4 protein-coding genes are annotated in these 15,774 nt (G+C 71.2%); 1 reads left to right on the top strand and 3 read right to left on the bottom strand.

Annotation, left to right across the window (positions count from 1 at the left end; translation table 11 throughout):
- Window positions 1–48: 48 nt before the first annotated feature.
- Window positions 49–4,704, top strand: coding sequence for a family 78 glycoside hydrolase catalytic domain (locus tag AB0O15_RS32445; RefSeq protein WP_364326375.1), 4,656 nt, complete (start codon window positions 49–51; stop codon window positions 4,702–4,704).
- Window positions 4,705–4,713: 9 nt separating this feature from the next.
- Here the strand turns inward: AB0O15_RS32445 and AB0O15_RS32440 are convergent, their stop codons facing one another.
- The 3 genes from AB0O15_RS32440 to AB0O15_RS32430 are packed head-to-tail and all read right to left on the bottom strand — an operon-like array spanning window position 4,714 to window position 15,166.
- Window positions 4,714–4,920 (bottom strand): hypothetical protein, encoded by a 207-nt coding sequence (locus tag AB0O15_RS32440; RefSeq protein WP_364326372.1) that lies wholly within the window; start codon window positions 4,918–4,920, stop codon window positions 4,714–4,716.
- A gap of 13 nt (window positions 4,921–4,933) precedes the next feature.
- Window positions 4,934–8,887: an AAA family ATPase gene (locus tag AB0O15_RS32435; RefSeq protein ID WP_364326369.1), complete on the bottom strand. Its 3,954-nt coding sequence runs from the start codon at window positions 8,885–8,887 to the stop codon at window positions 4,934–4,936.
- A gap of 30 nt (window positions 8,888–8,917) precedes the next feature.
- Window positions 8,918–15,166 (bottom strand): RHS repeat-associated core domain-containing protein, encoded by a 6,249-nt coding sequence (locus tag AB0O15_RS32430; protein WP_364326367.1) that lies wholly within the window; start codon window positions 15,164–15,166, stop codon window positions 8,918–8,920.
- Window positions 15,167–15,774 lie beyond the last annotated feature (608 nt).

The following is a 15,774-nucleotide window of genomic DNA, read 5'->3' as shown; positions in this document are numbered from 1 at the left end:
GATCGTGGTTGAATTCCTGAAACGTTCCAAGCGTGGAAGGATCCCCCCATGCCTGCACCCGCTCGGGCCATCCGATCGCTCCTCGTCGTCGCTGTCAGCCTGCTGATCTCCGTCGCCGGCGTTCCGGTCGCCGCTGTGGCGGCGGCCGCCGGAGGGCCGGCGGTCCACCTTGCGTTGTTGCAGGTGGAGCGCAAGACGCAGCCGGTGGGTATCGACGTCGCGCAGCCGCGGTTCTCGTGGATCGTGAAGTCCGATCGCCGCGGTGTCGAGCAGGTGTCTTGGCGGGTGCGTGTGGCGACCAGCAGGTCCCGCCTCGACGCCGGCCGGCTGGTGTGGGACAGCGGCCGGACGGTCTCAGCCCGGTCCTTCGACGTGGCGTACGCCGGGCCCGCCCTCGCCGCCGCCACCGACTACGTCTGGCGCGTGGACGTCACCACCACCAAGGGCGCCGCGAGCGCCGTCAGCCGGTTCCGCACCGGACTGTACGACCTGGGGGACTGGGCCGGCAGCTCCTGGATCGGCAACGCCCGCGCCGGCGACACCGACCAACTGGACCTCGGCGGGGCTTCCTGGATCTGGACACCGGAGGCGACGACGCCGGTCGCGCCCGCGGAACCGCGCGCGTTCCGCACCGTACGCGTCTCACCGGCGGGCCGGGCCGCCCGGACGGCCGAAATTCTGATCACCGCAGACGACCTGTATCGGCTGTGGGTCAACGGCTCGCTGGTCGGCGAGACCCAGGGCGCCGTGAACGAGTGGCAGCAGTCGCGGCTGTTCCGGGTCGGCCTCGACGCGTCCCGCAACGTGTTCGCGATCCGCACCGACAACGGCGCCGGATCGCCGGCCGGCCTGGTGGCCAAGGTCCGGATCACCTACACCGACGGCAGCACGTCGGTGTTCACCACCGGCACGGACTGGGTGGCGAGCAGGACCGCTCCGGCCGGGTTCGAGGCGCCGTCGTTCGACGACAGCGCCTGGGGCGCCGCGGTAGTCCAGGCGCCGTACGGCCAGGGCCCGTGGGGCGGCAATGTGCGCGCGCCGCAGGCGGAGGTGCGCCCGGCGCCGTTGCTGCGCAAAGAGTTCGCGGTCGACGGCAAACTCGCCGACGCGACCCTCTACTACGCCGCCGGCGGCTACGCCGAGGTGGCCCTCAACGGCGCCGCGATCGACGACGGGGTGCTCTCGCCGGGCTTCACCGACTACGACGACACCGTCCAGTACGCCGCCGTCGACGTCACCAAACAGGTCGTGCGGGGCGCCAACGCGATCGGCATGGAGCTCGGCCGCGGGTTCTACGGCATGACCGGCGGCAACGTGTGGCGATGGCAGTCGCCGCCGTGGCACGACGAGCCGGTGGTCCGCGCCGTCCTTCACCTGGAGTACGCCGACGGCCGCACCGAGAACATCGTCACGGACGACTCGTGGTCCATCGCCGACGGGCCCACGGTCTTCGACGATCTCTATGCCGGCGAGACGTACGACGCCCGCAAGGCCCAGAACGGCTACGACACGGCCGGCTTCGACGACCGGTCCTGGGCGGCGGCGAGCGAGGTCGGCGGGCCGAAGGGCGTGCTCGTCCATCAGCGTCAGCAGCCGATCCGGGTGACCGAGTCGCTGCCCGCCGTCGAGGTCACGCAGCCGGCGTCCGGTGTCTGGGTGGTGAAGTTCCCGCGGGTGCTCGCCGGCTGGGTGAGGTTCACCGCCCAGGGCCCGGCCGGCGTGACCATCCGCGCGCAGTACGGCGAGAAGCTGCTCGCCAACGGCCGGGTGAACTTCTCCAACAACGGCAACTTCGGGTCCGGCTTCCAGACCGACCGGTTCGTCCTGGCCGGTGCCGGCGTCCCGGAGTCGTGGCAGTCCCGCTTCTCCTACAAGGGTTTCCAGTACATCGAGGTGACCGGCTGGCCCGGCGGCGGCCCGCCGCCGCTGCACGCGTTCACCGCCCAGGCGGTGCACACCGACGCGGCCGAGACCGGCTCGTTCGCCAGCTCGGACGCGACCATGAACCAGACCCACCGCGCGGTCGTGGACACGCTGAAGAACAACATCCACGGCATCCCGACCGACACCCCGATGTTCGAGAAGAACGGCTGGACCGGCGACGCGGCGGTCGGCGCCGAGATGTTCATGATGAACCTCGACGTGCATGAGCTGTTCGCGAAGTGGATGCGCGACGTCCACGAGACCCGTGACTCCAACGGCGCGCCGCTGGTGATCGCGCCCAGCTCGGGTGACTGGGGTCAGTGGGGCGTGAACCCGCCCTGGCATTCGGCGTACGTGATGATCCCCTGGTTGCTCTATCAGTACGGCGGCGACGAGCGCGTGCTGACCGAGCTCTACGACGGCATGAAGGGGTACGTCGACCTCGAGTTCGGCCGGTCGTCGGACGGCATCGTGGCCAATCCGCGGCTGGGTGACTGGGTCAGCCCGGAGGCCAGCCCGGACGGCGGCAACGCCCCGGAGGACGTCCGCGTCTCCGGCACGGCGTACCTGTACGCGATGTTGTCCACGATGGAGCGTTCCGCCCGCCATCTCGGCCGGTCGGCCGATGCCGCCGCGTTCGCCGGCCACGCCGCCGTCGTGAAGACCGCGTTCAACAACACCTTCCTGAACCGCGCCGAGGGCTATTACCGCGGCAACGGCGATCGCGGTTACCGGCAGACGCACAACGTGCTGGCGCTCGCCTTCGGGCTGACACCCGACGACGCCACGGCGAGGCGGGTGGCCGACAGCATCGTCGCGGACATCAGGGCCAAGGGTACGCACCTGAACACCGGCGTCCTGGGCACGAAGTACCTCCTGCCGGTGCTGACCGACGCGGGCTACGCCGACGTCGCGTTGCAGCTGGCCCGGCAGACGACCTACCCGTCCTGGGGCTACATGATCGAGAACGGCGCCACCACGATGTGGGAGCACTGGGCGCTCGAGGCACGGTCACGTGGCCACTACTTCCTCGGCACCGTCGACGACTGGTTCTTCCACTCGGTGGCCGGCATCCGGGCATCGAAGGAGACCGGATATCGCGACCTCACCATCGCGCCCCAGGTGACCGGGCAACTCGACTGGGCGAAGGCGACCACGCAGACCCCGTACGGTCCGGTGACCAGCGATTGGAAACGCACCGGCCGTACGCTGCGGCTCGCCGTGACAGTGCCGGTCGGCGCCCGGGCCACCGTCGAGCTGCCCGCGCGGAACGTGTGGGCGGTCACCGAGAGCGGGGGACCGGTCGGGAAGGCGGAGGGCGTCCGGACCGTACGGCAGGGTGACGGCACGGTTTCCGTCGAGGTCGGTTCCGGCCGCTACACGTTCATCGTCGACGAGCGGCACGAGCCGGCGGGCGCCGTGATCGACCGCACCGACGAGCTGACCGCGGTCGTCGACGAGCTCCGCGCCGCCGGGACGTTGAGTGACGAGCAGGCGCGGAAGCTGCGCCGCCACGCCACGGCGGCGCGCGGGCAGGCCGTCGGGTCGCTCGAGCGCACCGGTCTCGCCGCCGCCCGGGACCTGGCCGCGGCGCAGCGGCAGATCGAGGCGTTCGACGCGGCCGCGCCCGCACAGGAACGGCTGGACGCCGCGGTGACCGCCGTCCGTGAAGCGCTCGGCGCAGCCGTCGCCGGCCTTCTCGCGCTCGACCTCACCGTCACCTCCTCCGGCGCCGTCCTGCCCGACGACACCGCCACGGTGACGGTCACGGTCGCGAACCGGGGCCGCGGCCGCCTCGACGACGTGCGCGCCGCCGTCAGCGGGCTGCCCGACGGCTGGACGGTCGACCCGGCCGGCGCGCGGCTCACCGACCGCCTGCGTCCCGGCGGATCGGCCGCGGGGAACTTCGCCGTCGGTGTCCCGATAGGGCAGCGGCCCGGTCCGGCCGGCGGCGCCGCCGTGGCCACGTACGTCTTCGAGGACGCGACGTTCTCGCTGGCGAAACCCGTCACGCTGACCGTCGGTTCGCCGATGGTCATCGACTCCGTGACGCCCACGCCGGCTCAGACCCGCCCCGGACAGCCGGTCACCGTGAGCGCCGTCCTCCGCAACGTCGGACGCGCCGCCGTCGAGGGCCGGGCCGAGCTCGACGCGCCGCCCGGCTGGAGCGTGTCGGCACCGTCGACGACGACCGTGCCGGCCGGGCAGTCCCGGACCGTGACCTGGACGGTTGGAGTGCCACGCGACGCCCGGCAGGCGGTCGAGGACGTGACGCTGACGGCGCGCGTACTCGTCGGCGGCGCGACTCTCGCCACCGGCGCCGGCACCCTCCAGGTTGCCATCGTGCCGAGCGTGGCCGACGCGATCGACCACATCGACCTGGGCGAGTCCGCGTCGGAGCAGGCGCACCGCCTGACCGCGTCGCCCTCCTCGGGCACCAGCGTGGAGTCCGGCCTGACCCGCCGATACGCCGGCCATCTGACCCCGTTCTCGCAGTTCGAGTTCGACATGGCGGTGACGCCCGGCCGGCCGTTCGTGGTCCGGGCGGTCGAGACCTACGACAGGGCACAGATCAAGCGCTACAAGGTGTACGTCGACGGCGCCGAGGTGCTGCTCCGCACCTTCGACCACGGCGGCGGGGCCGGGACGGAGACCCACGAGTTCGTGGCGCCCGCCGCGCTCGCCGCCGCCGACGGCACCGTCCGGGTCCGCTTCGAGAACCAGGGCGACCCGGCCTTCTACGATCCGTCGATCGCCGACGTCTGGACCCTCCTCGATTGAGTACGCCCGTCATGGCTGCTGATCGAGGAACGTCCGGACCTGCGGCACCAGCACGGCCACCGGCTCCTGGGCGTCCAGCAGCAGCCTGCGCAGCCGTGCCGCGAGATCGAGGTGCCCGGACCAGAACTCGGCCGGCGCCCGCAGGACCGCCGCCAGCAGGTCGCCGGGTTGTACGCCAGCACAACGGGGATGACTCAGCTCATCGCCAACCTGCACGGTGACTTCGTGGTCAGCGGCAGGGTGGGTCGTAGGGAAGTTGTGGGATGTACCGGTGCCACACCTCCGGCGTCACAACGTTGCGCGTCCTCGCGCAGATCCGGGTGATGGCGGCCTCGGCGTCCAGGTTCCACAGGCGGACGGTGTTGTCGGTGCTTGCCGTGGCCAGGGTGTAGCCGCCGCCGGCGAACACCAGGGAGAGGATGCCTGCGCGGTGTCCGGTCGCGATCTCTCCCGCGGCGCGGGGGTCAGCCGGGTCGCGGACGTTCCACAGGCGGACGGTCTTGTCGCTGCTCGCGGTGACCAGCAGCCGCCCGTCCGGGCTGAACGCGATCGCGTTGATGGGCTCCGTGTGGCCGGTGAGGGGGCGGCCGAGCGCGGTCGGCCGGTTCGGGTCGCTCAGGTCCCACAGGCGGACGGTTCGGTCGTCGCTCGCGGTCGCGAGTCTCCGGGTGCCGGGCGCGAACACGGCCTGGGTGACCGGGCCGTGGTGACTGGACAGCGTGTTCGCGAACGGCACGGGGTCGGCCGGGTCGCGGACGTCCCACAGGCGGACGGTCTTGTCGCTGCTCGCGGTGACCAGCAACCGTCCGTCCGGGCTGAACGCGACGGAGTTGACGTAGCCGGCGTGGCGGGGGAGGAGGGTGCCGAGGGCGGTCGGGCGGTCGGGGTTGTCGATGTTCCACAGCTGGACTGTCTGGTCGTCACCGGTCGTGGCGAGGGTGTGCCCGTCGGGGCTGAAAGCCACCGGCGCGGTGTACCGGTTCCGGGTGGTGATCGGCTGCCGGAACGGAACGGGGTCGGCCCGGTCGGTGACGTTCCACAGGCGGACGGTCCCGTCGTTGCTTGTCGTGGCGAGGGTGTGTCCGTCCGGGCTGAACGCCGCGGCGAACACCATGCCGCGGTGTTCGGTGAGGGGCCGGCCCAGGGTCACCGGGCGGCCCGGGTCGGCAATGCCCCACAGGCGGACGGTCTGGTCGTCGCTCGCGGAGGCGAGGGTGTCTCCGGTCGGGTCGGTGGCCACCCGGACGACGCTGGCCCGGTGACCGGCGAGGATGCCGGGGGGAAGCGACCAGATGCGGGTGACACCGTCGGCGCTGCCGGTGGCGACTGTGCGCCCGTCGGGGCTGAACGCCACGGCGAACACGATGCCGGTGTTCGCCGTCAGGGGTGGGCCGAGCTGGGTGACGGCGGATGGGTCGGCCAGGTTCCAGAGCTGGGTCGTGCTGTCGACGCTTCCCGAGGCGAGCACGCGCCCGTCCGGGCTGAAGGCGACCGACCATACCGGTCCGGTATGCCCGATGAGCGGTGCGCCCAGCGGCACCGGACGGGCCGGTGCGGTGACGTCCCACAGACGGATGGTCTTGTCCTTGCTGCCGGTGGCGAGGATGCGGCCGTCGGGGCTGAACGCCGTCGTGTGGATGAGCTCGCCGTGGCCGGTGAGCGGTCGGCCCACGGCTGTGGGACGGCGTAGGTCGGTGACGTTCCACAGCCGGACGGTGCGGTCGTCTCCCGCGGTGGCCAGCAGCCGTCCGCCGGGGCTGAACGCCACCGACCGTACGGCCGCGGTGTGTCCGGCCAGCGGAGTGGCCCGTGGCACCGGGCGGGCCGGGTCGCGCAGGTCCCACCATCCGACGGTGTGGTTCTCGTTGGCGGTGGCCAGGGTCTGCCCGTCGGGGCTGAACGCCACCGAGTAGACGGTGCCGCCGGCTCCGCCGAACGGCGCGCCGACGGGTGACGGGTTCGCCGGGTCGTCGACGTTCCACAGACGGATGGTCCGGTCGTTCCCGGCCGTGGCCAGAACGCGCCCGTCCGGGCTGAAGACGGCCGACGTGACCCAGCTGGTGTGGCCGGTCAAGGGTTTGCCGAGCGGCGCCGGGCGGGTCGGGTCGCGCAGATCCCAGAGGCGGACGGTGTTGTCGTAGCTCGCGGTGGCCAGAACCCGCCCGTCGGGGCTGAACGAGGTCAGGTACACGGCTCCGGAGTGCCCGGGCAGCGGCGTGGCGAGGGGCGTGTTCGTCGAGGAGATCAGCCGCGCGTATACGTCCCGGTCGTCTCGGCGCAGCCGGTGCGCGACCAGGTTCAGCTGGGCCGACAGGGACTGGTCGGTCGCCTGCAGCCGGTCCGCCTCGGAAAGGACCTGCCGGAACACCGCCTCGTCGCGTTGCCGGACCGCGAGCACCGCGGCGGCCACGGCGGCGATCGTGGCGACCGCCAGCGCGGTCGCGGCGCAGCGCCGGGCCCACGTCGCCCGGCGCCTCTGGCGGGTGGACGCGGCGAGGAAGTCGCGGGCCGCGATGGTCAGCTCGTCTTGTGTCGCCGGGGTGACCTGGTACCGCGCGGCCTCGAGGCGTGCGCCGCGGTAGAGCTGTGAGGGGTCCCGGCCCGTCCGCCGCCAGGCCGCGGCGTCTTCCTCCAGGCGTTGGCGGGCCAGGCTTCCGGCGCGGTCCTGGTCGATCCACCGCCGCAGCCGTGGCCAGGCGCGCAGCAGCGCCTCGTGGCTGATCTCGACACACCCGTCGTCGAGGGTGATCAGGCGTTCCCGGGCCAGTACCTCCAGTGCTTCCGCAACGGCCCCGTCGGCGGGTTTGGCCAGGTCCGCCGACGAGGTCCGCCGGCGCGTGTCGCGCGTGTCCTCGCCGACCCGGACGAGACGCAGGAGCAGCCGGCGCGCGGCCGCCTGCGCGTCCGGGCCGAGCTGTTCCCAGGCCCGCTCGCCGGTCGCCGCCACGGCGCCCTGGATGCCTCCGGTCGCCCGGTATCCGGCTACGGTGAGCCGGCCCGCCTGCCGGCGTTGCCACAGGGCGAGCAGCGTGTGTGACAGCAGCGGCAGGGCGCCCGGCTCGTAGGCGTCCCCGCCGCCGAGATCTCGTAGCAGCACCTCCACGAGTCCGGCCTCCGGGCGCACGCCCACCGCCTTCGCCGGGCAGGTGATCGCGTCCCGCAGCTCGGCCGAGGTCATCGGACCGAGCACCATCTGGCGGTCCTGCAGCGCGCCGGCCAGCTCGGCGTACTCCAGGCAGCGGGCGTAGAAGTCGGCTCGCAGGCCCAGGACCACCACGGCGGGCGCCGATACGCCCGGACCCGGGGGAGTGCACGCCGCGTGCAGAGCGCGGATGAACGTCGACCGGCGGGCGTCGTCGCGGCAGAGGGTGAACGCCTCCTCGAACTGGTCGGCGACGAGCACCAGGCGCGCTCCTGGCCCGGCGAGCCGCTCGGCGTACGCCGCACACGCCGCGCGTACGCCGGCGGCGAACTTCTCTCCCGGCGTGTCGATCGTCTCGTCGAGGGCTCGCGACAGGTCCGGGATCTGACCGGCGAGAGCCTTCACCGGATCCGTACCCGGGACCAGCAGCACGGCCGGCCAGTTCGCCGATCCGTCGGCCGGCAGCGTCCCACGGGCCAGCGCGGGGACGAGTCCGGCGCGCAGCAGGGAGGACTTTCCCGAGCCGGACGCTCCGACCAGCGCCACGATCCCGCCGGTCGTCAGGGCGTCGCCCAGCCGGGCCACGAGATCCCGCGTGGCCCGCTCCCGGCCGAAGAAGCGTCCGGCGTCGTCGGTGCCGTACGCGGCAAGCCCCTGGTACGGGCACAGGCCCGCGTCGTCGTCACCGGACGGCTCGCCGGGCGAGGTGTCGCCGGCCGGGCTCGCCAGGGCCTCCGTCCACAGTGTGCGCCACGCATCGAGGTCGTAAAGGCCGGTGACGACCGGGCGGGCCCGCCGCTCGCGGGCCTGCCCGATCAGGAAGTGCAGCACCGTGGCCAGAACGGTGAACCGGGCGGGAACGTTCCGGCCGCTTCTCCAGTCGCTGACCCGCTGCGCCGACACCCGCACGCCCTGGCCCCGCTCGTCGGTCCGCCCGGCGCCGGCGACCGACGCCGTCACCCGCTTGAGCGGTGGGTTGCCCGCCTCGGCGTAGAGCAGCGCGAATCGATCGGCGAACGTCTCCCGCTGCTTCATACTCATGACCTGCCGATCCGGTCGCGGCCTACACCGTCACTCTCTCAGCAAGAACTGGCACGTGAGTGAGCTAATCCACGAGGTGGGCGAGACCTGGTTGAGCCTGCCGAGGGTGGATGCGACCGGATCGTGGTCGTAGGGGATGCTGCCGCCGGCCATGGCGCAGAAGTAGGTCTTGCCGTTCTTCAGGTACCCGTATTCTATTTCCCATTCGAGTTCGTCGATCCGGCTGGCCTGGCCGATCGCCAGTTCCATGGCCGCTTCGTTGCCGGCCTTCAGGTTGGAGACCTGGCCGCTCAGCTTCAGCTTGTCCTTGATCAGGCCGTCGATCACGCCGTTCTGACCGTCGACGTAGCCCAGCAGCTCGACCACGTTCGACCCGGCCCAGGAGCGCACGCCCTTCCCCGCGTCGATGCCACCGAGAACCTTGTCGGCGTACCCGGGCTGGAAGGCGTGCCGCACCAGCTTGTCGATGACCCCGCGGTAGTACACGGCCTTGCCGCGCCAGTACGTGGCCTGGCCCTTCCAGTACATCGCCTGGCCGCGCCAGTACATGGCCTGCCCACGCCAGTAGTTGGCCTGATTGCGCCAGTAGTTGACCTGGCGGGTCAGGGACGCGACCCGGACCTCGAGCTGGTCGATGATGCTCTGCTGCTGGCGGATGAAGCTTTCCAATGAGCCGATGTACGTCAGCAGTTGCTTGATCGCGTTCTGGTTCTCCAGGATGACGTTCTGAAGGTCACCGATGATGCCGCCGAGACGCTTGACCTCGTTGACGAGCCGGGTGTTGGCGCTGACCAGAGAGTTGACCTGACCCTCGAGAACGGAGGTGTCGAGGGGGGAGAGGCCGGACGGGTCGCTGAGCGTGGTCGGGTTGCCCAGGCCGTACGCATAGGGATTGAGCGTCTTGGGTTCGCTGGTGTCGTAGAGCGGGTCGGGTGAGATGAAGATTCCGGCGGCGGCGTCGTAGTAGCGGGCGTTGAGATAGGAGAGGTCCGTCGAGGCGTCCTCGACCTGGCCGAGGAAGCCGCGATCGGTCTGGAACGTGCCGGTCTCGTGCCGGACCGCGCCGTAGGGCCCGTACTCGCGCTGCGCCGTGGCCGGCTGTCCGGGAGCGGTGACGGCGGCCTCGACCGATCCGGCTTCGTTGGCGGCGAGGTATTGCACCCCCGCCGGCGAGCGGGTCGCGATCGTCTCTCCGTTGAGCCCGTACGGGCGCACCGCCGTCACCCGCGTGCCGTCGGCGTTGGCGGTGATCTCGTGGCCGGCCCAGTACAGCGTCGCTTCCCCGGCCGTGCGCCGCAGGAGGCGCTGTCCGGCGGGATCGTAGACGAAGCTCGTGGTCTGCCCGGCGTGTTCGACCGACGTCAGGCGCTGCTCGGCGTCCCACGTGAATGTCTCGGCGGTGGCGCCGGTGCCGCGGGAGACCAGGTTGCCCGTGTCGTTCCACCCGTAGGTGTCGCCGCCGACGGACGTCGGCGCGTGCGCCCGTGGCCGGCCGGCCACGGGATACTCGTACCGGGTCTGCGTGCCGTCCTCGGTACGTGTGTCGAACCGCCCGTCGACGGTGTACGCGTACTGGTGGACGTAGGGCCGCGAGCCGCCGCCGGGCGTGGCCGTGGCACAGTCGGCCGATCCCGACACGGCGGCGCCGGCAATGGTGTGGGCGGCGACGAGCCGCTGGCGTGCGTCGTACCGGTAGCACTCGCTCCAGGACGCCGCGGCGACGTCGCCCTGCCAGACCTCGCGCTCGGCCAGCCGTCCGGCCTTGTCGTAGCTGAGCCGGTCGGCGCTGACGAGGCTGTGGTTCCAGCCCGCCTGGGCGGTGCGGACGTAGGTCGCGATGCCGTCGCGTTGCTGGTCGGCGTTGTAGCTGTAGGCGCGCAACACCAGGTGGGTGGTGCCGGGCTGGTCGGGGCCGCGGGTGGACTGCGTCAGGCGTCCGCGGTCGTCGTAGACCTCGCCCCGGACATAGGCCTCCAGGCCGCTGGTCATCGTGCTGGGCAGGCCCAGGCTGTCGTACGTCGCGGTCACGGTCTCGGCCGGAAGGCCGCCGACGGCCGGAAGGGTCGTGGTCACGACCTGGTCGGCGCGGTTGTAGGTCTGGGCCAGCGGGTAGGTGCCGGACAGCCCCGGAATGCCCGCCGGAACGGTCAACGTCCTCGACGTGACGCGGTTCTTCACGTCGTAGCCGGTCACGTCGGAGACCCAGTCGCCGGTCGCGGTGTGGCGGACCTCCTTGTCGAACAGCCCGAGTTGCCCCGGAGCGTCGAAGAACCACGACGCCGTCCTGGTGCCGGTCGACGGCGCGCCGATCCAGCGCTCGCGGGCCCGGTTGAGCGGGTCGTAGACAGTCGAGACGGTGGTGCCGTTCCCGTCGGTGCCGGCCGTCTGGTTGCCGGCGTCGTCATAGGTGAACGTAGCGGCGCCTCGGTCGGGATCGGCCTGGCCGACACGCCGGCCGGCGAGGTCGTAGGTGTAGGTGACGACGTTTCCGGCCGGGTCCGTCACCCGGGTCGGCCGGTCGGCGAGGTCGTAGGCGTAGCTCGTGGAGACCCACCCGGTGCCGTCGTGTTCGGCGACCCCGACTGTGCGTCCGAGCCCGTCGACGGTCTGCCGCACGCGGTTGCCCTCCGGACCGGTGACGGTGACCGTGTCGACCGCGTATCCGGTGGTCGTGGTGTGGACGAGGTCGGTGGACCGGTACCGGTCCTCGGTGGTCTTGCGGCCCAGGACGTCGTAGCCGTATTGGGTGCGGTTGGCCCAGGCGGCCACCGTCAGCAGGGTGCCGGGAGTCCCGGTCACGGCCTGGGGCGCCGTCTCCGCGAGCGTCAGGCCGCGTCCGTCGTAGGTGGTCTCACCGACCAGCACCTTCCCGGCGGCGGGCGACTGGGACTGGGCCTGCCGTTCGCGGCCGAGGCCGTCGTAGACCGTCCACGTGTCGATGAACCGCACGTCGGCGCCGGTCCGGGCCGCGGAGACCAGCTGACGTGTGCGCACCGAACGGTTCGGCATGTCATAGCTGTAGCGGAACGACGGCTCGGCGAACGCCAACGGCGCGTCCGGCAGCGACACGGTCTCCATACGGCCGAGCCCGTCGTAGCCGTACCGCGTCACGGTGCCGTTCGGGTCGGTGATCTTGGTCGGGACGCCGTACTGCTGGAGGTAGTCGGTGACGGTCGTGTGGCCCAGCGCGTTGGTCACCTCGATCCGGTTGGGGATCAGGCCCAACTCCTGCACGGTGCAGTCGGTGTTGCGGCACGCCTTGTAGACGGTCCGCGTGATGCCGCCGTTCGGATCGGTGACCTGGGTGGGGCGGCCCCAGTCGTCGAACCCGGTCCGGGTCTCGGCGAACCTGGTCCCGCTGATGCGGGTGCGCTGGAGGGTGGGGTTGCCTCTCGTCGGTGCGGCACCCACCGCCAGGCCGTCGTACGCCGTCTCCGAGTACGACACGACCTTCGCCGGGTCCGTGCCGGCGCAGTCGGTGCCCGCGACGACCTTGTTCGTCGCGGGATAGTTGAACATCCCGGCCGCCGGATTCTCGGCGTAGGAGGTCGCCGTGCAGCGTTCGTCGCCGCCGACGTCGGCCCAGCCGTGCTCGGTGCTCGTCGCCGGCTGGAGGCGCGCGGTGTACGTCGTCTCGCCGCGGCGCTCCCGGAACTGACCGGGTGCGCTGTACACCTTCTCGACTGTGCTGACCACACCCGCCCACCGGGGCCACCGATGCTCGGCGACACCGCCGGGAAGGTCCGGCTGGGTGACCCGCACCTCGTACCCGTACGAGGTCGACTGCGACCGTTCCTCGGCTGCACCGGGCAGCGGACTCAACCTCTCCTGCTGCAGGACCCGGCCGGCCAGCGTGCGCTCGTCCCAGAAGCTGTTGCCGTCCAGGTCGTTGATCGGAACGTCGCGTTCGTCGAGTTCATAGCCGCCCCCGCCGACCGGACGCAGGACCTTGTCCTTGTGCATCCCGCGGAACACCCGCGTCCTCGTCCTCGAGGTGCCCTTGACCGTCAGCACGGTCGCGTAGCCCCGCCAGTTGGCCCACGCCCACGTCGCGTCGTACCCGGTCCAGGCGTCGAGCACGTAGGACCACGCCGGGGCGTCCTCGTAGGTGTAGTCGGTGCGTATGTTCGCACCACCATCCATGGGCATGTCCGTGACCGAGCCCACCAGGTACTTGTGGAACACCCCCCGCCGCGTGGTCGGCGGGTTGCCCTCCTTGACCGACTGCGGGAAGCAGTCCATGGCGTGCAGGTCCCACCGGTCCGCCGGAGCGGTGTAGTTGGCCGGGCAGGGCCGGCTGTGGCCGTAGCTGACCCGCGTCTCACCCCGCAACTCGTTGACGATGCGGGTCAGCCGCCAGTTCTCCATCGGGTCCCGCCCGGCGGCCCGGTCGGCGTCGACCCGGTTGGCGTACCGGCCGTAGACGAGGTCAACCGCCGGTCTGGGCAGCAGGCTGAGATCGCCGTCCCCGTCGGCGTCGGCCAGCCCCACCGCCTGGATGTTCGTCACCAGCAGCTTGGGATAGGCGTTGGTGCTGTCCTTACCCCATCCGTGCGTCAGGTTCCATCGCATGACGGGCTTGTACGTCTGGCCGAGCCGGACCTCGGAGTACGCGTAGAGGTAGCGCCAGGGGTTGAAGAACGTCGGCGAGTACGTCGTGCAGGCGCTGGAGCAGATCAGGTCGTTGGGCGTGTCCGGAAACGATTCGCCGTTGTTCTTGTTCGGCGCGCTGGTGCACGAGTCGCCCAGCGCCGCACACCGGTACGCGTGTTCGAACACGATGCGCGCGGGCGCCGCGATGCCGCCCCGGCTGCCGTACTCGATGCTCGTGAGGATGGCGCTCGGGTTGTAGGACTCGTCGACACCCAGCCCCTCGACCGACCGGTACCGGTTGCCGTACTTTTCGTACCGGTACGTTGCGGTGTTTCCGTTCGGATCGACCACCCGGTCCAGCATCCAGCGCCAGGTCTGCTTGCACGACGACGTGGCGTAGCAGGGCTCGCCCGGCGAGTCGGCGACCACCGGCACGAGCAACGACGCGTCGATGCGCTGCCCGAAGAAGTACTGCGTGCCGTCGACGGCGGTCACCTTCCAGTACTCCCCGTCGTTGTCGCCGTTGCCCGAGGCGCCGGTCAACCGCTCGACCCGCCAGCCCTCGTCGTACTGGACCGCCCACCGCGACGCCGCACCGTCCAACGGGAACATCGCACCGCTCACGCCGGCGAGGGAGATCGTTCCGTTCTGGCCCTTCCAACACAGGTCCCGCGTCGGTACGTGCTGGGCGTTGATGCACGGCTCGTACCGGCGCTCGATGAACCCGCCGGCAATGTCGCCCCATCCCAGACCGACCGGGCTGCCCTGCGGGTTGGTCGCGTTGGTCAGGCCGTCGATCGAACCCGAGGAGTAGCTCAACCCCAACTGCGGCGCACTGCCGCTGGGTGGCGCGGGCAGCGACAAGGGATAGCTCCAATTGAACTCCCCGGACCCGGGCGCCACCTGCCACTCACCTACGACCGACAACGGCGTCGCACCGTACGTGCCGGTCTCGCCCGCGACATCGGCCGTCACCGCGAAGACCGCCGACCGGTCGTCGGATCCCGCCTGCCGGCCGGCGCCGCCGGGCGGCACCGATGCATTTCCGCCGGGCGGCACCGGGGTGGTCGTCGCCGGCGCCGCCAGGTTGTCGAGCCGGGCGGTCAGCGTGTCCGTGTCACGGTTGTTGCGCGTCGTCAACGGGACGCCCCGGACGTCGCAGCCCCGCGGCACCGGGTCGAGCACCGCGCAGTCCGGTAACGCCACCACCCGCAGGCGGTCGGCGTAGCCTCCGCCGTACGCGTTCTCGAACCCCGAGTAGTCGATCGCGAGATCGACCGGCCCGGCCCCCTTGGCCATCACGCCGTTGCCACCCGTCGAGGGATCCGACACGGTGAAGACGAAGCCCGACATCCCGAGCCGATCGGCCGTGGCCTCGGCGTGGATCTCGATCCGCAACAGCCCACCCGCGGCCTTCGCGCCCGCGTCGCGGGCGTCGGTGACCCCGACCGGGCCCGCCCGGCCCCCGGTCACGGCGGCGGACCGGCCTGCCGCCCGCAGGTCCACCTCCCAGCGACCGGGCTCGGGGAAATCGACCGTCGCCGGCCTTTCACCGACCGGCCGGGCCACCGGCGCCACCGACGACGCCGTCCACGGCAGTTGGTCCGGACCGCGCCTCGGCTCCAGCCGCGCCGGTTCGCGCCGCTCGGGCGAGCCGTCCGGGCGCCCAGGGGCACTGGGATCCACCGGAGACATCACGGAGGAAAGGAGCGTGGAAACTACCAAAGCGGTGACCGTACGCAACACGACGTCGCCTCCCGGACCAAGGTGAGCCAGCCAGATTTCCGATGCGCGCGACATCGACAGATTCCGATCACATCCACCTCGGAACCTGAACACGAATCACGATACGGACGGCCACGGACCGCAAACAGGGACGAACGGCGATGCCCGTGGTCGGCCGGCGAAGTGCCTGGTCGGGACGTCCCACGGGTTTTCCGGTCCGGACACCACGGAGAGGCCCAGCTCCAAGAGTGACCAGCCGGCTGCGAACCATCCGGTTTGGAGCGTTGGCCGGCCGCACGGCCGGGGTCACTCGCCGGGCATCTGCTCGATGTCAGAAGTATGCCACCTTCATCGAGCCACTACGAAGGTTGGCAGAACTCTGACGTCGCCATGCCGATGTATTGCCGCCAGCTTTCAGGGAAAATGCTCCTCGCCTGGTCCGGCGGCTACAGAGTTGGAACATCTGAGAAATGTCAGAGCAATGACTTTGAGTCAATCTGCTCTCACCTCGTCAGTTGGTTGCACCCCCTGCCGGCAGCAGGGGGCGGGAGCTCGGGACACCTGCATCC

The organism is Actinoplanes sp. NPDC089786, assembly GCF_040684855.1.
GTDB lineage: Bacteria > Actinomycetota > Actinomycetes > Mycobacteriales > Micromonosporaceae > Actinoplanes.
Note: the sequence above shows the minus strand (reverse complement) of the source record. Positions and strands in the feature narration are given on the sequence as shown.